Genomic DNA, 20,625 nt, shown 5'->3' with positions numbered 1-20,625 from the left:
TCCTTCTAGCGGGTGCGGATGCGCGGATCGACGAGACCGTAGGCGATGTCGACCAGCAGATTGATGCCGATGATCAGAAGCGACAGCACGCTGATGACCGCCTGCAGGACGGGATAATCACGACCGGCCACCGCGTCGAAGGCCAGCGTGCCGAGACCGGGCCAGTTGAAGACGCGCTCGATGACGACGATGCCGCCCAGCAGGCCGCCGAACTGCAGGCCGAAATAGGTGATCAGCGGAATGGCACAGTTCCGCAAGGCGTGCTTGTAGAGCACCGTCGTCTCGCTGAGACCCTTGGCGCGCGCCACCTGGATGTATTGCGAGCGCAGCGTCTCCAGCATCGCCGTGCGGACGAGGCGCACATTCGTGGCCGTCAGGATGATGCCCATGGTGACGGCCGGCATGACGAAGCTCGAAAGGCCGCTCATGCCCGATGGCGGCAGCCACTGCAGCATCACCGAGAACACCAGCACCAGCATGATGGCGAGCCAGAAATTCGGGAAGGAGAGACCGACCAGCGACAGGATCCGGATCACCTGATCCGCCGCCTTGCCCTTGTGCACGGCGGCGTGGATGCCGAGCGGGATCGAGATCGCGATCGAGACCAGCATGGAGGACAGCGCCAGCGCCAGCGTCGCCGGAAGCGCCTTGGAGATGAGCAGCGAGACCGACGTGCCGCCGAGAAAGCTGCGGCCGAAATCGCCGGTGAACAGGCCTTTGACGAAGCCCCAGTACTGAACGATGAAGGGTTCGTTGAGCCTCAGCGCCTCGCGGATGTTCGCCAGATCCTCCTCCGTCACGCTGCCGGCGCCCTGCGACAGCATGAGGGCCGGATCGCCCGTCAGCCGGATGGCGAACGAAACCGTCAGGGTGACGACGATGACGACGAACACCGCCTGCAGGATGCGCTTGAGAAGAAAACTGGCCACCAGAGCCTCCGGAAAACGTCCGAGCGCGCCGCGTGCCGGGTCGATGCGGCCGCTCGGTTTGCGAGAGCGGGGGATGGCGATGGAGATGCCGCCCCCCGTTTTCATCGGCGCCTGCTACTCGACGGTGACCTCGTTGAGGCGCATGCGGCTGTCGGGCGGAGCGACGAAGTTCTTCACCCGCTTGTTGACGCCGTAGAGAGCGTTGAGGTTGTAGAGCGGCATTTCGAGAGCGCGGTTCGCCGCGTATTCGGCGATCTGCTGCAGCACCTTCTCACGCGCCGCCGTATCCGTCATCGAACGCTGCGATTCCAGCAGGGCATCGAGTTCCTTGTCGCTGTCATACGGGTTCCAGCGCTCGCCCGTGTGGTACATCAGATAGGCGGTGTTGTCGTAGTCGAGGGTCCAGCCGCCCCAGCTCTGCTGGAACATCGCGCCGGTCTTGCCCTGCGGGATGATGTCGTTGAGCAGGACGTTCGTCTCATACGGCTTGATCGTCGCGGTGAGGCCGACCATCTGAAGGTAGCTCGCGACCGCCTGGGTCACCTCGCCGAACGTCGCGTCGTTGCCGCGGATGTCGATCTGCACCGGCGCACCGGCGGCGACGCCCGCCTCCTCTAAAAGCTCCTTGGCCTTGGCCGGATCGAAGGGAAGCGGCTCCATCTTCGGATCGTAGCCGAAGGACAGCTCGGACTGGAAGCTGGCGATCTGCTGGGCCTGCCCGCCGAGCACGGCATCGATGATCGCCTTGCGGTCCACCGCCATGATCATCGCCTTGCGCACCCGCTCGTCGGCGGTGATGCCGCTGCCGGTGTTGAAGCGCAACGCATAGACGGTCGGGCTCGTCACGCTGCGCACTTCCAGCTTGCCGTCGGCCTCGATGGTCGGAACCATGGAGATCGGGATGGTCGGCGGGATGACGATGTCGACACGCCCCGCCTGGAGTTCGGCAACCGCCGTGGCCGGCTCGGAGATGAAGCGGTATTCGACCGCGTCGAGCTTCGGCGCCCCGCCCCAATGGTCGGCGAAGGCTTCCAGCTTCACCCCCACCTTGGGCTCATAGGAGGCCATCTTGAAGGGGCCAGTGCCCACCGGATGTGCGTTGACGAAGTCCTCGGCGTTCTCGCTGACATATTTCGGCGGCACGATCATCGCACCGTAGCCAGCAAGCTTGGTGATCAGCACCGGGTCCGGCTGCTTGAGGATCAGGTCGACGGTGAAGTCGTCGATGATGTCGACCTTGTCGATGACGGCATAGTTGGAGCGCTGCGGGCCCTTCTTGCCTTCCTCGCCCAGAAGACGCTCGAAGGTGAACTTCACCGCCTCGGCGTTGAACGCCTCGCCATTGTGGAACGTCACGCCCTCGCGCAGCTTGAAACGCAGGCGCTTGCCCTCGTCCAGCACCTCCCATTCGGTGGCGAGCGCCGGGACGATCTTCAGGTCGGGACCACGGTAGACGAGGCCGTCGTAGATGTTGGTGGCGACCGAGGACCAGTTGACCAGGAAGGTGTCGATCGGATCCCAGCTGCCCGGGTCCTGCGGCGAGGAAATGGTGAGCGTGCCGGCCGCCTTCGCCGCGCCTGCCCCGAACGGCAATGCCGCCAGCAGGACGGCAAGCGCCACGCCGCTGGTTCTGCTTAACTTCTTCATGGATGTCCTCCGTTTGAAATTGGATGTTCCGTCATCAGCCGGCTGCGTCCTGCGCGATCATGTGATCGGGCGCGATGGCGACCAGGGGCTGGATTTTCGGCTCGTCGCCGACCCGCCGCACCGGGCTTGGTATCTCGCCTTCCAGCATCGGCCGCTCCGGCCGGCGCGTCGGATCGGCGACCGGTACGGCCGACAGCAATTTTCGCGTATAGGGATGCCTCGCCCGCTCGAAAACGGCTTCGCGCGACCCCGCCTCGACCACCTGGCCGAGATAGAGCACCGCCACCCGGTGGCTCACCTTCTCGACCACCGCCATATCGTGGCTGATGAACAGGTAGGAGAGGCCCTCGTCCGCCTGCAGCTCCATCATCAGGTTGATGATCTGCGCCTGCACCGACACGTCGAGCGCCGACAGGGCCTCGTCGGCGATGATCAGCTTCGGGCGGGATGCGAGCGCGCGGGCGATGCAGATGCGCTGGCGCTGACCGCCCGAGAATTCGTGCGGGTAGCGCCGCGCGTGCTCGGCCTTCAGGCCGACCCGCTCCAGCAGTTGGTGCACGCGCTTCCGGGTGGCGGCGGCCCCATCGATCAGGCGATGGGTGACGATCGGCTCGGCGATGGAGAATCCCACCGTGCGGCGCGGGTCGAGCGAGGCGAAGGGGTCCTGGAAGACGTACTGGACCTTCTGGCGCAGGCTGTGACGCTCGGCAGCCGACATGGCTGAAACCGCCTTGCCTTCGAAGACGACCTCGCCCCCGGTGGCCGCCTGGAGCTGCTGGATCGTGCGGCCGATGGTGGATTTGCCCGAACCGGATTCGCCGACCAGCGACAGCGTTTCGCCCGGCCATATGTCGAGGCTGACCTTCTCCACCGCATGGACCCGGTGCGTGACGCCGCCGAAGAAGCCCTTCTTGATGTCGAAACGGGTTTCGAGATCGCGCAGGCTGAGCAGCGGCGCGCCGTCGTAGCGCGCCGTGTCCTGCACGTGCTCCTCGCCGACGAGGCGCGGCGTTTCGCCGTCCATCACGGCGACGGGGAGCCTCTTCGGATATTTCTCGCCCCGCATGGAGCCGAGCGTCGGCACGGCCGACAACAGGGTCCGGGTGTAGGCGTGCTTCGGCCTGGCGAAGACATCCTCGACGGGGCCTTCCTCGACCTTCCTGCCTTGCCACATGACGACGACGTCGTCGGCGATCTCGGCGACCACACCCATGTCGTGCGTGATGAAGATCACGGCCATGCCGAGCTTCTTCTGCAGGTCGCGGATGATGGACAGGATCTGCGCCTGGATCGTCACGTCGAGCGCGGTGGTCGGCTCGTCTGCGATCAAGAGCTTCGGCTTGCAGGCCAGCGCCATGGCGATCATGACCCTTTGGCGCATGCCGCCCGACAACTGGTGCGGATAGCGCGACAGCAGTGCGCGCGCATCCGGCAGACGCACCATTTCCAGAAGATCGCCGGCCTGCTCGAGCGCCTTTCTCTTCGACGTCCCCTCGTGCAGCATCAGGACTTCGGCGATCTGCTCGCCGATGGTGAAGACCGGGTTCAGCGAGGTCATCGGCTCCTGGAAGATCATGGCGATCTCCTTGCCGCGCACCTTTCGCATGGTCTCGACGGATGCCTGCGCAAGATCGGTGCTGCCATTGCCCGCATTGAAGCGGATCTCGCCCTCGGCGATCGTGCCGTTCATGTGGTCGATCAACCGCATGATCGACAGGGAGGTGACCGATTTTCCCGAACCCGACTCGCCGACGATGGCGAGGGTGCGACCCGGTGCGACGCTGAAGCTCAGGCCGTCGACAACCCGGTTGCTGCCGAAGCGGACGGCGAGGGAACGCACATCAAGCAACGAGTCCTGCCCGGATTGCGGCATAGGGTCTCCCATCAGAAGGGGCAGCGCCGAACGATCCGATCGCCCTCGGCATTTCGCCGCCCTCCACGAACGGGGAGGAGCCCGGCAAAAAGCGGATTTCAGCGCCTCAAGAGCAACAATTTTCCCAAAGAAAACTTTTCTGCATATTTTGTCAATAAATTATCATTGACCGGGCGCGCGACCAGTCGTACCCCGCACGATGAGGTGCGTCTCGAGGACGTAGGACGCATCGCGGAGCGCCTGCGACTGCAGCATCTCCATAAGCAGCGAGACGGCGAGCTTGCCGGCTTCGACCGAGCGGCTCGAGACCGTGGTCAGCGCCGGCACCGTCAGCGGTCCGAGCGCATCGTCGCAGCCGACCACCGAAAAATCCTTCGGCACGCCGATCCCCCGCGCCGCCAGCCCGGCCAGGATGCCCTGCGCGGTGACGTCGTCGAAGGCGATCGCCGCCGAGGCGCCCTTGGCGAGAATGGCGTCGACCGCCTGCAGCCCCGCCTCGAAGCTCGGCACGGACGCCGAGACGAAGCTCAGATCCAGCCCGCGCTCGCCCGCCGCCTTGCGCACCGCGGCCCGGCGCTGCTTGTTCGACCACGACGTCGAGGGACCACTGACATAGACGATGTTCCTGTGGCCGAGTTCGGCAAGATGGGCCGTCGCTTCGCCGATGCCCGTCCCGCTGTCGATCAGGACACGCGGGATGCCCTCCACGTTGCGGTTTATGAGCACCAGCGGGCGCAGGGCCGCATGGGCGACAATCCGCTCGTCGGAAAGGCGCGGCGAGGCGAGGATTATGCCTTCCACCTGCCCCGCGAAACGGCCGAGCAGCTTGTCTTCCTTTTCCGGGTCCTCGTCCGAATTGCCAAGAAAGACGCAGAAGTCCGAGCGGTCCGCTTCCACCTGTGCGGCGCGGATCATCGGCGGAAAGAAGGGGTTGGCGACATCGGGGACGATCAGCGCCACATTGCCGTGCCGGCCGGTGCTGAGCGCGCGCGCGGTGTGGTTCGGCACATATCCCAGCCGCTCGGCCGCCATCTTGATGCGCTCGACGGTTTCAGGGCTCAGCATGTGCGGCCGGGTGTAGGCGCGCGATACGCTGGAGCGGGCAACGCCCGCTGCCTCCGCCACCTGGCTGATCGTCACTCCGCCCCTGCGCTCCGCTGCCAAAACCCTGCCTCGCCGCCTCAGCCGTTCCTTTGCCGCGCCAGAATGCACCGCGCCGCAGGCCCAGGCAACCGGTTGACATGCAACCGGTTGCACGCAATAGTGCGCATGGCTCGATACCACCCCTGGTCGCGGCGGAAGCGTCCGCTCCAGCACAATTCCGGAGTCTCCCATTGCCGCACGCGCAAGCCACCCGTCCGATCGCCCCGCTCTCCACACGACGCGTCGACAAGCTGCTGGTTGAGACCTTTGCGACCAGCCGGGACATGGGCGCCGCCGCAGCTTCCGCAGTCGCGGAAGCGATGACCGCGCGCCTTCAGGACCGTGACGGCATCCGGATGATCTTCGCCTCGGCACCCAGCCAATCCTCGATGATCGATCAGCTGCGCTCGACTGCCGGCATAGACTGGTCGCGCGTGACGGCGTTTCACATGGACGAGTTCATCGGTCTTGCGCCCGAGGCGCCGCAGCGCTTCGCCAACTGGCTCGACCGGCATCTCTTCCACGACCTTCCCTTCAGGGCCGTGCACCGCATCGATCCCGGCGCGGCACCCAAGGCCGAAGCCCGGCGCTATGCGGCGCTGCTCGACGAGGCGCCGATCGACTTCGTCTGCCTCGGCATCGGTGTCAACGGGCACATCGCCTTCAACGATCCGCCGATCGCCGATTTCGACGACCCGCTCGACGTCAAGGAGGTGGAGCTGGACGCCGTCTGCCGCCGGCAGCAGTTCGACGACGGCGGGTTCGAAAGCCTGGACGATGTGCCGCGCAGCGCGCTGACGCTGACCATTCCGAGGCTGCTGCGGGCGGATCGGCTGTTCTGCATCGTGCCCGGCGCGCACAAGAAGGAAGCAGTCCGGCAGGCGCTGCACGGGCCGACGACAACCGCCTGCCCGGCGAGTATCCTGCGCCGGCATGCCGACTGCACCCTCTATCTCGACGAGGAGGCCGACCCCGATGCCTGAAATCGACGCCGACGCGTTGTGTTCGGGATACCTTGCCGAAACACAGGCCCTGATGAATCGCATCCTGATCGAGGAACGCGATCCCCTCGATGCCGCCGCCGATCGCCTTGCAGAGCAGATCGAAGCCGACCGGCTCGTCCACGTCTTCGGCCCCGGCGGGCATTCGAATCTTGCAAGCCAGGAGGTCTTCTTCCGCGCCGGCGGGCTGATGCATGTCAGCGCCATTCTCGACGAGGGGACCCTGCTGTCGAACGGCGCGCTGCGTTCGATGGCGATCGAACGAACGCCGGGTTACGGCCGGATCGTCATCTCCAATGCGCAGCTCGGCGACCGGGATCTGCTGATCCTTGCCAATGCCTACGGGATCAACGCCGCGCTGATCGACGCCGCCCTCGAGGCGCGCTCGCGGGACGTCTTCCTGATCGGCGTCAGCTCGCGCCAGCACGCCGAGAGCACCACTGCCGACCATCCCGCCCGCCATCCCGGCAAGCACAACCTTCACGACGTGGTCGACATCGCGATTGACACCAAGGTGCCCGTCGGCGACGCCGTGGTGAAAGTGCCGGGCATGGGTGAAAGCATCGCAGCGATCTCCACCTTCGCCAACGCCTTCGCCCTCAACTGCCTGGTCATCCGGACCGTTGCCAAGCTCATGGAGCGCGGGGTCGAACCGCCGGTCTGGCGCAGCGGCAATGCGCCCGGCGGCGACGAGGCCAATAGCCGTTTCATCGCGCGCTTCAGAAACCGGGTGCGCGCCCTGTGACCGATGAGACCGTCATCGCCGGCATCGACCCGGCCTCCGGAAGAGGCCTTGCCGTTGCCGTGCATGACGGTCGCATCGTCGCCATCGAAGAGGCGGCCTGCGACGACGGGGCCTTTCTCTCACCCGGTCTGGTCGACCTTCAGGTCAATGGCTATGCGGGCATCGATCTCAACGACGGGCGGCTTCTTGCTGACAGCGTCTCGAAGCTCAGCCGCATGTTGGCCAGCCTCGGCGTCGCGGCCTATCTGCCGACGCTGATCACCGCATCGCAGGAGGCTCTCCTCGACGCGCTTTCCGCGATTGCCGCTGCGCGCGCGGCAGACCCGCTCTGCGCCCGCATGATCCCGGGCGTTCACATGGAAGGTCCTGCCATCGCCCATGAAGACGGCCCGCGCGGCGCGCATCCGGACCGTCATGTCCGCCCCCCTTCGCTCGAAGAGTTCGCCGGCTGGCAAAAGGCCAGCGGCAATCTGGTGCGTCTTGTCACCCTGGCGCCCGAACATGCCGGTGCGCCGGATTTCATCCGTGCCGTGACGGCGCAAGGCGTCCATGTGGCGCTCGGCCATTCTGCCGCGACCGCGGCCGAGATCCACGCCGCGGCGGCAGCGGGCGCCGACCTTTCCACGCATCTCGGCAACGGGGTCTCGGCTCAGCTGCCGCGGCATCCCAACCTCATCTGGGCCCAGCTCGCCGACGACCGCCTGACCGCGACATTCATTGCCGATGGCCACCACCTGCCCGCCGACACGTTCAAATCCATGCTCCGCGCCAAGGGGCTCGACCGTTCCGTGCTCGTTTCCGACAGCGTGGCGCTGGCCGGCATGCCTGCCGGCCTCTACAGCCAGGCGATCGGCGGCCAGGTCGAGGTCCGCGCCGACGGCCGTATCGGGATCGCCGGCACATCCTATCTTGCCGGCGCGGGCCTGCCCCTCATCGCCGACATCCCCATCGCCATGCGCATGGCCGGCCTTTCCCTGCCGCAGGCGCTCAGGCTTGCAACGGCAAATCCCGGCGCCTTCATCGGCAGGACCTGCCTCCTTGCCGTCGGAGAGCCCGCCGACCTCATTCGCTTTTCGGTTCCCGGGGACAGCGGTCCGTTGAGCCTCGAGGCCGCCTGGATCGCCGGCGAGGAGGTCTTTCGCGCATGATCCCGGCCGGCGTCGCCACCGTCGACATCACGCCGCCTCCGGGCCTGGCCATGTCCGGGTTCGCCGCCCGGACGGCAGCGGCGACGGGTGCCCACGACCGGCTCACCGTGCGCGCCCTGGCGGTTGGAGACACCGCCATCGCCGTTGCGGACGTGATCGGCCTGCAGGCGGACATGAGCGCCCGCATCCGCAGCCGCTGCCGCCTGCCCGACACGAATGTGATCGTCAGCGCGACGCACACCCATGGTGGCCCTGTCTCCATGAGCGACCGCCTGAGCATCGCCGCGGATGCCGCCTATCTCGAACAGTTCGAAGACGCTTGCGTCGAGGCCATAGACCTGGCCGTCGCCCGCCGGCGGCCGGCGATGATGACCGTCGGGCTCGGCCCGGATCCCGAGGTCGGCCGCAACCGGCGCCATCCGGACGGCCCGGTCGACGGCGCGGTGCCGCTGCTGCGCATCCGCGACGAGGCCGGCAACATTTTCGCGCTGATGGTGGGCTATGCCTGCCATCCGGTGGTGCTGGGCGCCGACAACAGGCTGTGGACCGCCGATTATCCGCATTTCGTGCGCACGGCCCTCGAAGCGGCCCATCCCGGCGCGACGGCGGTGTTCGTCACCGGTTGCGTCGGCGACGTGAACACCGGTCACAGCGCCCAGGCCTCGGTGTCGCTGAGTGCCAATCCCGAGCGCAGTTTCGCGGCGGCCGAACGAATCGGCGGCCGGATAGCGGCGGTCGCGCTCCGGGCGCCGGAAATCCGGCTTGCCGACCATACCGCGGCCCGCGAAGCGACACTGGAACTGCCCTTCGAGCGGCGTGAACGCGAGCGGCCGGCTATGTTGGCCGAAACCTGGCGCCGGCAATGCGCCGACGCCGATCCCGCCCGGGCGGCGCTTCTGCGCTGCTGGGTGGAATGGGCCGAAACCATCGCCCGGCAGAGCGCCCCGCCCCTGCCGGCGCGCGTGTCCCTGCTCGACTGGGGTGGCCTGCCGGTGCTCGGCCTGCCGGGCGAGATCTTTGCGTCCACCGCGCTTTCGATCCGCGCCGCCGCCGGTCGTCGCGACATCTTCATCACCGGCTTTGCCGAAGACAATCCCGGCTACATACCGCCTTTGGAAGAATATGCGTTCGGCGGCTACGAGGTGGACGAAGCGCATCGTTATTACGGGCAGGCGGCCACCTTTGCCCCCGGCTGCGCCGAAAGGCTCGCGGAGACTGCCAGGCTGCTCCTCGCCGAACGGGGAGCCTGAAAAAGGCCGGCGGCCACCCGGCAAACCGTCACCGACGTCGCGCCGGCGCGGTGTCGGACGCCTTCGGAAGAGGATTACATGCCGGCAACGAGACGTCCGCTTTACTTGACGCGCAACCGGTTGCATGGCAGATTTTCAACAGGGAACACATCCACCGACAGCTCACGTCCAACAGGGAGAACACAAGATGAGAGCGCACAGGCCCGACCTCCTCCATTTCACGGCAGCAAGACGCGCGGCGCTGGCGCTGACAGCCGCTGCCTTCATGATCCCTGCGGCGGCGTCCGCCCAGACCATCACCGTGTGGAGCGGTTATCCGGAGATGGCCCCGTTCTACGAGCATGTCGCAGCTTCCATGAAGGACGCCTATCCCGATCTGAAGGTGAATGTGGAAGCGATCGCGCTGCGCGAGCATGAAAAGCGCATCGCTCTCGGGCTGACCTCCGGCTCGGCCGGCGTCACGGTGATCGAGCTCGCCGGCTCCACCGCCAGCCGCTACATCGAAAACGAGCTGCTGCCGGCCGCTCCGCAGGCCGTCTCGGACTTTGTCTCCGACGAAGCCAATTTCGGAAGCTTCTTCGTCGAGGCCGCAAGCAGGGACGGCACGGTCTATGGGGTGCCGCTTTTCCGTGGCCAGGGCTCGCTGTTCTACAATCTCGACATGTTCGAGGCGGCAGGCCTCAAGGAGCCGCCGAAGACGATGGAGGAATACACCGCCTATGCGGATAAGCTGACGCAGCGCGATGCGAACGGGAACCCGACGGTGTCGGGCTGGAGCCTCCGTCTGTCCGGAGGCGGCCAGGGGATCGCCGAAAAGTTCTGGATCAACCTGTTCCAGTATGGCGGCTCGGTGATCGAGCCCGACGGCAACGGCAAATGGCGTGCCAACTATGCCAATGAAGCCGGTCGCAAGACGCTCAACCAGTATCTTCAGAACGTCCACGTGCTGAAGACCGTGACCCCGGAAATGCCCGCCGACGCGGAAGCCTTCGAACGTGGCCAGACGGCCATGTTCATCCGCGAGTCCTGGGTGATCGCCGACATCGCCGCCAAGGCGCCGGACCTGAAATACGCCACCGCGCCATTGCCGCGCGGCTCGATCGGCCTGCCGACCAACCTCTATGTCAATGCAGTCGAGGGCGACGATGCGGAGGCGGCCTGGGCCTTCACGCAGGCCGCCAACGAAGCCGAGAACCTGGTCTGGCTTCTCGACAATGTCGGCTGGCTGCCGAACCGTTCCGGCGTCGACTACACGGTGGTCACCGACAAGGTTCCCGCCTACGGCGCCTTCGTCGATTATCCGGAAGACTATGCATTCTTCACGCTGCCGGCGATCGGTCCGATCGAGGAGGTCCTGACGCGTCTCGCGGCCCAACTCACCAATGCCTATGGCAATCCCTCACTCGCCGATGACGACGCGGCGATCGATGCCTTCCTTGCCAAAGCGGCCGAGGAGACCAACACTATCCTGAAGCGCGAGGGCCTGCTCGCGGAATAGGCTTTGCCTTTTTGACGATGGCCGGGGCGGCAGTGGGCCGCTCCGGTCACGACCTTTACAGCGCCGTGCGTCCCTCCGGACGCATAAAGGAGGCTGTAAGTCCTTGAATCTGCGAACGGGGGCAGAATGCTGCAGCGGAAACGATGGCGCTTTGCGATCCTTGCGATCCTGCCGACCCTGGCGATCTTCGCCTGGGTGCGCATGTATCCGATCGCCGAGACGCTGAGGCTCAGCCTGCATGAATGGAACATCCTGTCGAAGAACAAGCCGTTCATCGGGCTCGCCAATTTCCGCGAACTGTTCCAGGATCAGCTCTTCCTCACCGCGCTGGTCAACACCTCGATCATCGCCTTCGGCGTCCTGATCGTCACCATTCCCACGGCACTGGTGATCGCGGCGCTGATCCATCACCGCACGCGCTCCCGCTTTGCCGGGTTCTATGAGACCTCGGTCTTCATACCGCATGTGGTGTCGCTGGTGCCGGCGGCGATGGCGTGGAAATGGATCTTCGATGCCAAGCTCGGCCCCCTCAACGCACTGCTTCAAATGTTCGGCATCCCGGCCCAGGCCTGGCTGTTCGATCCGGTCCTGTCGGTGATCTGCATCATCGTGCTGTGCTCTTGGCAGGCGCTCGGCTATGCCGTGCTCATCTACCTCGTCGGTTTCAAGAACCTGCCGGTCTCGCTGTTCGAGGCGGCCAAGCTCGACGGCGCTTCCGGAATCCAGCGCTTCTGGCATGTCTCGGTGCCGCTCCTGAAGCCGATCACGCTCTACGTCTCGGTGGTCACGCTGATCTCCGCCTTCAATGTCTATGCCCAGGCCTTCGTCCTGGCATCGGATTCGCAAGGGGCTCCCGGCCGGCAGGTGCGCGTGCTGGTGCTCGACATGCTGGAAAACAGCTTCCGCAACTATCGCGTCGGCTATGCAGCGTCCGAGGCCGTGGTGTTGCTCGCCATTGTGCTGGTGCTGACGCTGATCCAGTTCGGCCTATTGCGCGAGAAGGGTCGGTCATGACGGATGCAGCCATGAGCCGGCAGGCTTCGGCAAAGTCGGGCGGGCGGATGAAAACGCACGGAAAGCTGATCGATCTGTGCATCGACGTCTTTCTGTTCGGGTTTTCGCTGCTGATGATCCTGCCTCTGGTGTTCCTGGTGTCCAACGCGTTCAAGACGCCGCAGGAAATGCTCTCCTGGCCGCCGCGCATCATCCCGTCCGATCCGACGCTGGAGAACTTCCGTTCGGTTCTCGCCGACACGCCGCTGCCGCGCTGGATCTTCAACAGCATAGCCTTCGCCAGCCTGTCGATGGTGGCCATCGTCGCCACCTCGGCGATCGCCGGCTATGTGCTGGCGAAGTTCCGCTTCCGCTCGCTCAACATCATCTTCATCCTGATTCTCGCCACGGCCATCGTGCCGTTCGAGGTCTATATGATCCCGCTCTATTTCCAGGCGCAGATGCTCGGCATCCTGAACTCGATCTGGGGCCTGCTGCTCGGCTACCTGGTGATGAGCTTCGGCATCTTCCTGATACGACAGAACGTGATGCATTCGATCCCCGACGAACTCCTCGAAGCGGCGCGCATCGACGGTGCGGGCGAATTGTGGATCTTCTGGCGCATCGTCCTGCCGCTGCTGCGCGGCGCGCTGGGCGCGCTTGCCGTGCTCGCCTTCTTTCAGGCCTGGACCTCGTTCGCCTGGCCGATGATCGTCACCACCACCCGCGAGAGCTACACGATCGAGGTCGGGCTGGCATTGTTCCAGACCGGCTTCACGGTCGATCTGGGACGTCTCAGCGCTGCTTCGGCAGCGGTGCTCGTGCCGTCCATCACCCTCTTCGTCATCCTGCGCCGCAACTTCGTGCAGGGCGTCGCCAGCACGGGCCTGAAGGAATGAGCGCCGCCGCAGCCTTTTTCCGGGAGGCCGCCGCCCGCTATCGCGATGCGAACGCGGCGACCTTGCGCTGGATGCTGGACAGGCCGCCGCTCGGGCCGGGCTTCCTCAACACCAAGATGAACAGCCTGACGCTCGTCGACTACGAGGAAGCCGACGGATTGCGCGGGCCCTCCTACACCTATGGATGGATTCAGGGACGCGGGCTGGAAGCGCTTGCCACCCACGCCGCCTTCTTCGCCAGCCGCGATCCCGCCCTGACGCAGCGGCTCGATCACGCCGGCCGGCGGCTCTATGTGCTGCTGCAGGACCTGCGGCGTGTCGACGGCCATGTCTATTTCCGCCATGACGCCGACCTGGCACCCGTCCGCGCCGGGCCCGGCGGCGAAGTGGCGTCGCAGGATGCGGCCGGCGACATCTTCACCTATTCCGACGCGTTCGCGGCCAAGGGCCTCATCGCCGCCGCCGCCCGCTATGCGCCGGAGGAGCTTCCCCGGCATCTTGCCTATCTCGCCGCCGTGATCGAAGCCATCGAGGATGGACGTTTCCAGATCGATGAGCAGGCAAGGCTCGGCGGCGACGGATTGCGGCGGCAGCCCGACGACTTCGGACCGCGCATGATCCTCCTCGGTGCCGCCGGCCTGCTCGGGCGTCTCGACCTTCACGAGCACACCGGATTTGCCGGCCGCTTCATCGACCACGTGCTCGACCGCCATCTCGACCCCGCCACGTCGCTGCTTCGCAACGAACCGGGCGGGGACGCCTGCAATGTCGGGCACGGGATCGAGTTCGCAGGCTTCGCGCTGGAGCATCTGTCGCCCTGGCGCAAGGGATCGCTCGTCGCGCAGCTCGAGCGCATCCTGATCGCCTCCTTCAACGCCGGCTTTCACGAGACGGGGCTGAACCTTGCGGTTTCCGTTTCGACGGGCGCGGCGATCAGCCCATACCGTCCGTGGTGGTCGTTGCCCGAGACGGTGCGCGCCGCGGCCCTTGCCCACGCCGCCACGGGCAACCCCGAAAGCCTGTCCATCTGGCAGCGTGCCGATGCGGCCTTCTTCCGCCACTATTGGCGCGGCGAGCCACCTCTCGCCTACCAGACCCGTACGGCAGACGGCCCCGTCGACCATGTGCCGGCGACGCCCGATCTCGACCCGGGCTACCACACCGGGCTCAGCCTGCTCGGCGCATTGCACGTCGCGGAGGCCGCGTCTCCCGCTCATTCCGTCCACGCCGAGAGGTAGAAATGGCATCCGTCGACATTCAGGACGTCCGCAAGTCCTATGGGCAACTCGAGACCATCAAAGGCGTGTCCGTCGACGTGCCGGATGGCGCCTTCGTGGTTCTCGTCGGGCCTTCCGGCTGCGGCAAGTCCACGCTGCTGCGCATGATCGCCGGCCTCGAGGACATCAGCGGCGGCACCATCAGCATCGGCGGCCGGGTGATCAACGATGTGGAACCGAAGCATCGCGACATCGCCATGGTGTTCCAGAACTACGCGCTCTATCCGCACATGACCATCGCCGAGAACATGGGCTTCTCGCTGCGGCTCGCCAGGCGGCCGAAGGACGAGGTCGACAAGCGCGTGCGCGAAGTCGCCGCGATCCTGGGGCTCGCCGACTACCTGGATCGCTACCCACGCCAGCTTTCGGGCGGCCAGCGCCAGCGCGTCGCCATGGGCCGGGCCATCGTGCGCAGCCCGCAGGTCTTCCTGTTCGACGAACCGCTGAGCAATCTCGACGCCAAGCTGCGTGTGCAGATGCGTGCCGAGCTGAAGGACATTCACGCCCGTCTGAAGACCACGACCATCTATGTCACGCATGATCAGATCGAGGCGATGACCATGGCCGACCGCATCGTGGTGATGCGCGACGGCATCGTCGAGCAGGTGGGCGCTCCGCTCGATCTTTATGACCGGCCGAACAACACGTTCGTCGCCAGCTTCATCGGTTCGCCGGCGATGAACCTGCTCGACGGCGCGCTTTGCGAAGACATGCGCTCGGTCAGCGTCGGCAACGGCATGCGGCTGCCTTTTGCAGGCAGCGTGCCGGCTAGCGGTCGGGTGACCTACGGCATCCGGCCGGAGCATCTTCACCTGGTTCAGGGAACGGACGGCTTCGAGGCGGTGGCGACCAGTGTGGAGCCGACCGGTTCGGAGACCTTCATCCAGGCCCGCATCGGCGAACAAGCCATCGCCGCGCAGATACGCGATCGCGTTGCAGTGCGGACCGGCGACGTGATTCACCTGCGGGCGATGGCCGACAAGGCCCATCTGTTCGATGCCGAAACGGGCCGCCGTCTCGGGTAGAGCGTTTTGCCACCCGCCCTCGGCACCGCCTGAATGCGGGCTAGATCAGCGCCTTCTGCCGGCGGTATTCGCCGGGCGAGCAGCCAACCTGCTGCTTGAACAGGCGCGAGAAATGCGCGACGTCTCCAAAACCGCGGCGGAAGCATATCTCCGCAACGGAAAGCCGGGTACCGGGTGCGCGCAGATCCTCCTTCACGGCTTCGATCCGCATGTCGCGGATCCACTGGCCGAGCGTGCGGTCGGTGTCGCGGAAGAGCTCGTGCAGATACCGCACGGAGATTCCGCAGCAGCGTGCGATGAGGTCGGGATCGAGTTCGCGCCGGGACAGGTTGGCGCGAACGAAATGCTCGACGCGGCTCAGATGCGCCGCGCGCACCGATGAGGTTCCGGAGGTCAGCGTGCGCTCGTCGGAGTGGATGGACAGCGCCAAAAGGTCCACCAGTTGCAGCCCGACCGCTTCGCGCGCTTCCACATTCATCGCATCGAAGCGTTCGGGAATGTGGTGCAGCATGTCGACGAACAGGCCGGAGATGCCGCCCGCCGCATTGAACTGCATGCCGCAGAAGCGATCGGGGGCGCGTATGCGGCCGCCAAGCGCACCGGCCTCCACTTTCATCACCCAGAGATCGGCACGTTCGGCGTAGCTGAACTCATAGGGTTCATGACTGCGCTCGATGATGTAGCCGCCGGGGCGGCAATGGACCTCCCGCCCCGACTGGGCGAAATAGACTTCCGCGCGCATGGGTATGGTGATCAGGAGATGCTCCTGCTCGTCACAGGCAAGGTGCCTCGGCAGACGGTGGTAGGACAGCGCCTCCGATCGCAGGCGTGACAGCGACACGCCGCCGAGCGTCCACTCTTCGAGCCGCCCGCCGAAGCGTTCCGGCTCCTTGAAGTGCAGGTCGAGCGGAAAATAGGCCTGCGCGATCGCCTGGTGCCAGTGCACACTGCGATTTGTCGGATCAACACCGCCTGTCGAAATCAGCGTCCTCATCCAGCAATCTCCCACGGTGAGGATACGCCAGAGCGGACACCGGCACAAACGGCTGCAGACCGTTGTGCGCTCGAAGACAAAATATCCCGCACTCACACGCAAAGACACGCATCCCATGGCGTTCCTACAGTGCCGCAGGAACCAGAAGGAGAACGAGACGGCATGGAGGAGGCCCGTGCATGCAGGGCGGATCCCGTCCGTCGACGAAAGGCATGAGGATGGAACATTTCGTCGGAAAACCGGCCGCAGCGAAACGGGCTGAGGTCGATCCCATCACACTCTCGGTGGTGCGCGGTATTCTCGAGACCACGCAGCGCGAGATGACGCTGTCGCTGGAGAAGACGGCGCGCTCGAGCGTCTTCAACCTGGCGCATGACTATTCGACGGCGCTCTTCAACGCGACGCCGGAGATGATCCTGCAGGGGCAGGACATCCCGATCCATCTGGGCTCGCTCATCCCGGCAATGAAGGTGGTGTCGGCCTATTTCGGCGACGACATCCACGAGGGCGACCTGATCCTGCACAACGACCCCGCCTATGGCGGCAGCCACGCCATCGACACCTGCATGTACAAGCCCGTCTTCTACAAGGGCGAGCTCGTATACTGGACGGTGTGCAAGGGGCACCTGACCGACATCGGCGGGCCGGTGCCGGCCGGCTACAATCCCGATGCCAAGGAAATCTACGCCGAATGCCTGCGCATTCCGCCGGTCAAGATCTGGGACAAGGGCAAGCCGCGCAACGACGTGCTCAACCTGCTCCTGACCAACATGCGCGCGCGCCGCGACCAGGAGGGCGATTTCAACGCGCTGATCGGCGCCTGCCAGGTGGGTGAGCGCAATCTCATCCGCATGCTCGACAAATACGGCAAGGAGCAGGTGGACGCCTGCATCGAGGAGCTTCTGGTGATGGCGGAGCGGCAGATGCGCACGCTGATCCGCTCGGTGCCCGACGGCACCTATGAAGGCACGGCCGTTCTGGAGGATGCCGGGCACGGCTTCGGCGATTTCGACATCACGGCGAAAGTCACCATCGAGGACGACAATTGCCATATCGAGATCTCGAGCCCGCCGCAGGTGCCCTATTTCATCAACTCCTATGAGGGCAATTCCTATTCCGGTGTCTATCTCGGCCTGATGATGTTCGCCCAGCTCCCGCCGCCCTACAATGAAGGGCTCTATCGTTGCGTGAGCGTGAACATGGGACCGAAGGGCACGCTGTGCAACGCCAGAGAACCGGCGCCGCACATGAACTGCACGACAACGCCCATGGAAACCCTGACCGACGCCGTGCGCCTCGCCTTCGAAAAGGCCATGCCCTCGAAGGTCGCCGCCTCCTGGGGACACGCCAACGGCCTCAACATCGCCGGCTGGGACAAGCGCCACGACGAGGAATATGTGACGATGGTTCTCGCCACCATCATCTCGGGCGCCGGCGCGACACCGCAACAGGACGGCTGGCACGCCTGCGGGCCTGAATGCTGTTTCGGCGCGCTGACCTCGGGCGATGTGGAACTGCTCGAACATTCCTACCCGATCGTCATCCACCGCTACTCGCTGATGACCGACAGCGGCGGCGCGGGACTCTATCGTGGCGGGTCCGGCACCGCCTGGGAGGTGGAGCCGCTCGACAGCGAGATGACCTTCATCATGTTCGGCGAAGGGCGCCGCATTCCCGCCCTCGGGGCGGCCGGCGCGCTATCGGAAATGACCGAAACCAAGGTCGGCCGGCTCGACCTCAAGCGCGACGGCAAGGTGGAGACCATCCGCAACAACACGATCGGCGTTATCAAGCCGGGCGAGACCGTGACCAACATGAACCCCGGCGGCGGCGGCTATGGAGACCCCAGGAAACGGCCGGTCGAGAAGGTGGTCGCCGACATCAGGCTGGGGCTCGTCTCGCTGGAGGGCGCCCGGCGGGACTACGGCGTCGTGATCGAGGACGAAAAGACCCTGAAGGTCGATCTGGAGGCGACGCGCAAGCTGCGCGCGGCCTGATCCCTTCCTCAAATTCGAGGACAAGACCATGAACAGCAAATACAGGCTCGGCATCGATGCCGGCGGCACCTTCACCGATTTCGTCCTGGCGGAACAGGCCGGCGGAAGCCGGCTCTACAAGACGCTTTCCACGCCCGCAGACCCGACCCTTGCCATCCGCAACGGGCTGGCGCTGATCGCCGAGGATTTGGGCGTGGCGCTGGAGGAGATCATCCCCAATTGCGACCTGTGCATCAACGGCACGACGGTCGGCCTCAACGCGCTGATCCAGCACAAGGGGGCGCGCACCGGGCTGATCTGCACGGCGGGGCACGAGGATTCCATCGAGATCCGCAACGGCCACAAGGAAGACGGCTATCGCTATGACGCGGAATATCCGCCGGCGGTGATGCTGGTGCCGCGCAATCTGCGCAAGGGCGTGCGCGAGCGCGTGTTGTCGAACGGCACGGTGCGCACCCCCATGGAAGAAGAGGATGTGCGGGCGGCCTGCCGGACCTTCATCGAAGAAGGCATCGAGACGGTCGCGATCTCCTTCGTCTGGTCCGTGCTCTACCCCGACCACGAAAAGCGCGCAGCGGAGATCGTGCGCGAGATGATGCCCGATGCGCTGGTCACCATCGGCTCGGAGCTCTATCCGCAGGTGCGCGAATACACCCGCACATCGACGGCCATCACCAATGCCTATCTGGCGCCGATCCTGAAGCGCTACGTGACCGCCGTCGACGCCTATTTCCGATCGCTCGGAGCCCGAGCGCCGGTGCGCTATTTCCAGTCGAATGGCGGGCTCGCCACGGGCGATGTGGTGGCCGACCGCTCGGTCTATGCCATTAATTCCGGGCCGGCCTCCGCGCCGCGCGCCGGGCTGCACGTGACCGAGCCCTTCGACGAGAAGAACGTCATCACCGTCGACATGGGGGGCACCTCTTTCGACATCACGCTGACCTACGAGGGCGTCACCAACCTCAACAAGAACATAGACTTCCTGCGCTACCGGATCGGAGTGCCGATGATCCAGGTGGAGACGCTGGGCGCCGGCGGCGGCTCGATCGGCTGGATCGACGATATGGGCCTTTTGCAGGTCGGACCGCAGAGCGCTGGCTCCGATCCCGGTCCCGCCTGCTACGGACGGGGTGGGGCCGAGCCGACCACGACGGATGTGAACCTGGTGCTCGGCTATCTCAACCCGGACGGGCTCGTCGGCGGGCGGCTGCCGCTGGACAAGATCAAGGCAGAGGAAGCCATCCGCGGCAGGATCGCCGAGCCGCTCGGGCTCAGCCTCGAAAAGGCCGCCTATGGCATGTTCACCATCGTCAACGCCAACATGGTCAACGGCATCCGCCGCGTCTCCATCGAGCGTGGCTACGACCCGCGCGACTTCGTCTTGGTCTGCGCGGGCGGGGCGACGGGAGCCCATATCACGGCCATCGCCCGCGAGATGGGCATCAACCGCATCATCGTGCCGAAGCTCGCCTCGGGCCTGTGCGCCTTCGGGCAGATCATCTCCGACGTGAAATACAACCACATGGCCACCTGCCCCGTGCGCCTCGACAATGAGGAGGCCTATGAGCGGGTGAATGCCCTCTTCCGCCAGATCGAGCAGGAGGGCCGCGAGCATCTCCACAGGGACGGCTTTGCCGATGAGCGCATCCGCATCAAGCGCAGTCTCGACATGCGCTATGTCGGGCAGGTGCATGAATGCACGGTGGACGTGGACACGTTCGACATCGACGCGCAGACGGTCGAACGGCTGAAGGACGCCTTCCACCGCCGGCACGAGCAGCTCTACACCTACAGCGAGCCGAAGAACACGGTGGAGGTGGTGAACATCGAAAGCACGCTCTACGGCATCGTCGACAAGCCGAGCGACGCCCGCCTTTCCTCAGGCAGCGGATCAGATGGTGCCCTGAAGGGCACCCGCATGGCGATCTTCTCCCGTGAAGGCGAGCGCACCCGCACTCCGGTCTATGACGGCCGCAAGCTCGGCGCCGGCGACCGCATCGAGGGGCCGGCCATCATCGAGGAAGTGACGACGACGATCGTGGTGGAACCCGGCTGGACGGCGGAGCTGCACGAAAGCGGGTCTTACGTGATCTCGGCGCAACGATAGGGCGGAGCAGCCTTTCCGCGAAACGATGAAGCGAGAGGAGGCGCCGGCCCCTCATCCCCCTGCCGGGACCTTCTCCCCGCATGCGGGGAGAAGGAAGCC

At 65.5% G+C, this 20,625-nt stretch carries 16 protein-coding genes; 11 read left to right on the top strand and 5 right to left on the bottom strand.

The window, feature by feature from the left end; translation table 11 throughout:
* Positions 1-5 precede the first annotated feature (5 nt).
* The 4 genes from NUU27_RS00080 to NUU27_RS00065 all read right to left on the bottom strand — a co-directional run bounded on the left by NUU27_RS00080 (position 6) and on the right by NUU27_RS00065 (position 5,613).
* Positions 6-929 carry an ABC transporter permease gene (locus tag NUU27_RS00080; RefSeq protein WP_257760209.1) on the bottom strand — a complete coding sequence of 308 codons (924 nt, stop codon included), beginning with the start codon at positions 927-929 and terminating at the stop codon, positions 6-8.
* Between the two features lie 114 nt (positions 930-1,043).
* Positions 1,044-2,576 carry an ABC transporter substrate-binding protein gene (locus tag NUU27_RS00075; RefSeq protein WP_257759987.1) on the bottom strand — a complete coding sequence of 511 codons (1,533 nt, stop codon included), beginning with the start codon at positions 2,574-2,576 and terminating at the stop codon, positions 1,044-1,046.
* 34 nt (positions 2,577-2,610) lie between these two features.
* Positions 2,611-4,449 (bottom strand): ABC transporter ATP-binding protein, encoded by a 1,839-nt coding sequence (locus tag NUU27_RS00070; RefSeq protein ID WP_257759986.1) that lies wholly within the window; start codon positions 4,447-4,449, stop codon positions 2,611-2,613.
* Positions 4,450-4,611: 162 nt separating this feature from the next.
* Positions 4,612-5,613, bottom strand: coding sequence for a LacI family DNA-binding transcriptional regulator (locus NUU27_RS00065; RefSeq protein WP_257759985.1), 1,002 nt, complete (start codon positions 5,611-5,613; stop codon positions 4,612-4,614).
* Positions 5,614-5,783: 170 nt separating this feature from the next.
* On the opposite strand from NUU27_RS00065, the gene NUU27_RS00060 reads away from it, so the two are divergent.
* The 9 genes from NUU27_RS00060 (at position 5,784) to NUU27_RS00020 (ending at position 15,428) form a co-directional block, all read left to right on the top strand.
* Positions 5,784-6,575, top strand: a complete 792-nt coding sequence (locus NUU27_RS00060; protein WP_308219944.1) for a glucosamine-6-phosphate deaminase — start codon at positions 5,784-5,786, stop codon at positions 6,573-6,575.
* Positions 6,568-7,338 carry a sugar isomerase domain-containing protein gene (locus NUU27_RS00055; protein WP_257759984.1) on the top strand — a complete coding sequence of 257 codons (771 nt, stop codon included), beginning with the start codon at positions 6,568-6,570 and terminating at the stop codon, positions 7,336-7,338. Before NUU27_RS00060 ends, NUU27_RS00055 begins: the two co-directional genes overlap by 8 nt.
* Positions 7,335-8,486 (top strand): N-acetylglucosamine-6-phosphate deacetylase, encoded by a 1,152-nt coding sequence (locus NUU27_RS00050; RefSeq protein WP_257759983.1) that lies wholly within the window; start codon positions 7,335-7,337, stop codon positions 8,484-8,486. Before NUU27_RS00055 ends, NUU27_RS00050 begins: the two co-directional genes overlap by 4 nt.
* Positions 8,483-9,736 (top strand): neutral/alkaline non-lysosomal ceramidase N-terminal domain-containing protein, encoded by a 1,254-nt coding sequence (locus tag NUU27_RS00045; protein ID WP_257759982.1) that lies wholly within the window; start codon positions 8,483-8,485, stop codon positions 9,734-9,736. Before NUU27_RS00050 ends, NUU27_RS00045 begins: the two co-directional genes overlap by 4 nt.
* A 187-nt stretch (positions 9,737-9,923) precedes the next feature.
* Positions 9,924-11,234: an ABC transporter substrate-binding protein gene (locus tag NUU27_RS00040; RefSeq protein WP_257759981.1), complete on the top strand. Its 1,311-nt coding sequence runs from the start codon at positions 9,924-9,926 to the stop codon at positions 11,232-11,234.
* 126 nt (positions 11,235-11,360) lie between these two features.
* Positions 11,361-12,248 carry a carbohydrate ABC transporter permease gene (locus NUU27_RS00035; protein WP_257759980.1) on the top strand — a complete coding sequence of 296 codons (888 nt, stop codon included), beginning with the start codon at positions 11,361-11,363 and terminating at the stop codon, positions 12,246-12,248.
* 47 nt (positions 12,249-12,295) lie between these two features.
* Positions 12,296-13,126, top strand: coding sequence for a carbohydrate ABC transporter permease (locus NUU27_RS00030; RefSeq protein WP_257760207.1), 831 nt, complete (start codon positions 12,296-12,298; stop codon positions 13,124-13,126).
* A complete protein-coding gene (locus tag NUU27_RS00025; RefSeq protein ID WP_257759979.1) occupies positions 13,123-14,364 on the top strand; it encodes a hypothetical protein in 1,242 nt (413 codons plus the stop codon). The genes NUU27_RS00030 and NUU27_RS00025 overlap by 4 nt, the downstream gene beginning before the upstream one ends.
* A gap of 2 nt (positions 14,365-14,366) precedes the next feature.
* Positions 14,367-15,428 (top strand): ABC transporter ATP-binding protein, encoded by a 1,062-nt coding sequence (locus NUU27_RS00020; RefSeq protein WP_257759978.1) that lies wholly within the window; start codon positions 14,367-14,369, stop codon positions 15,426-15,428.
* 40 nt (positions 15,429-15,468) lie between these two features.
* On the opposite strand, the gene NUU27_RS00015 is transcribed toward NUU27_RS00020, so the two are convergent.
* Positions 15,469-16,422, bottom strand: a complete 954-nt coding sequence (locus NUU27_RS00015) for a helix-turn-helix domain-containing protein (protein ID WP_257759977.1) — start codon at positions 16,420-16,422, stop codon at positions 15,469-15,471.
* A gap of 179 nt (positions 16,423-16,601) precedes the next feature.
* Between NUU27_RS00015 and NUU27_RS00010 the strand changes: the two genes are divergently transcribed.
* The gene (locus NUU27_RS00010; protein WP_257759976.1) at positions 16,602-18,419 is read left to right on the top strand and encodes a hydantoinase B/oxoprolinase family protein; all 1,818 of its coding nucleotides are present in this window, start codon (positions 16,602-16,604) and stop codon (positions 18,417-18,419) included.
* Between the two features lie 28 nt (positions 18,420-18,447).
* Positions 18,448-20,526: a hydantoinase/oxoprolinase family protein gene (locus tag NUU27_RS00005; protein ID WP_257759975.1), complete on the top strand. Its 2,079-nt coding sequence runs from the start codon at positions 18,448-18,450 to the stop codon at positions 20,524-20,526.
* Positions 20,527-20,625: the final 99 nt, after the last annotated feature.

The organism is Nitratireductor sp. ZSWI3, from assembly GCF_024655565.1.
In the GTDB taxonomy this organism is placed as follows: domain Bacteria; phylum Pseudomonadota; class Alphaproteobacteria; order Rhizobiales; family Rhizobiaceae; genus Nitratireductor.
Note: the sequence above shows the minus strand (reverse complement) of the source record. Positions and strands in the feature narration are given on the sequence as shown.

Coding starts and splice junctions, on each gene's coding strand:
- NUU27_RS00075 (WP_257759987.1), bottom strand. CDS start 2,576: ATGAAGAAGTTAAGCAGAACCAGCGGCGTGGCGCTTGCCGTCCTGCTG.
- NUU27_RS00070 (WP_257759986.1), bottom strand. CDS start 4,449: ATGCCGCAATCCGGGCAGGACTCGTTGCTTGATGTGCGTTCCCTCGCC.
- NUU27_RS00055 (WP_257759984.1), top strand. CDS start 6,568: ATGCCTGAAATCGACGCCGACGCGTTGTGTTCGGGATACCTTGCCGAA.
- NUU27_RS00045 (WP_257759982.1), top strand. CDS start 8,483: ATGATCCCGGCCGGCGTCGCCACCGTCGACATCACGCCGCCTCCGGGC.
- NUU27_RS00040 (WP_257759981.1), top strand. CDS start 9,924: ATGAGAGCGCACAGGCCCGACCTCCTCCATTTCACGGCAGCAAGACGC.
- NUU27_RS00035 (WP_257759980.1), top strand. CDS start 11,361: ATGCTGCAGCGGAAACGATGGCGCTTTGCGATCCTTGCGATCCTGCCG.
- NUU27_RS00030 (WP_257760207.1), top strand. CDS start 12,296: ATGAAAACGCACGGAAAGCTGATCGATCTGTGCATCGACGTCTTTCTG.
- NUU27_RS00025 (WP_257759979.1), top strand. CDS start 13,123: ATGAGCGCCGCCGCAGCCTTTTTCCGGGAGGCCGCCGCCCGCTATCGC.
- NUU27_RS00020 (WP_257759978.1), top strand. CDS start 14,367: ATGGCATCCGTCGACATTCAGGACGTCCGCAAGTCCTATGGGCAACTC.
- NUU27_RS00015 (WP_257759977.1), bottom strand. CDS start 16,422: ATGAGGACGCTGATTTCGACAGGCGGTGTTGATCCGACAAATCGCAGT.
- NUU27_RS00010 (WP_257759976.1), top strand. CDS start 16,602: ATGCAGGGCGGATCCCGTCCGTCGACGAAAGGCATGAGGATGGAACAT.
- NUU27_RS00005 (WP_257759975.1), top strand. CDS start 18,448: ATGAACAGCAAATACAGGCTCGGCATCGATGCCGGCGGCACCTTCACC.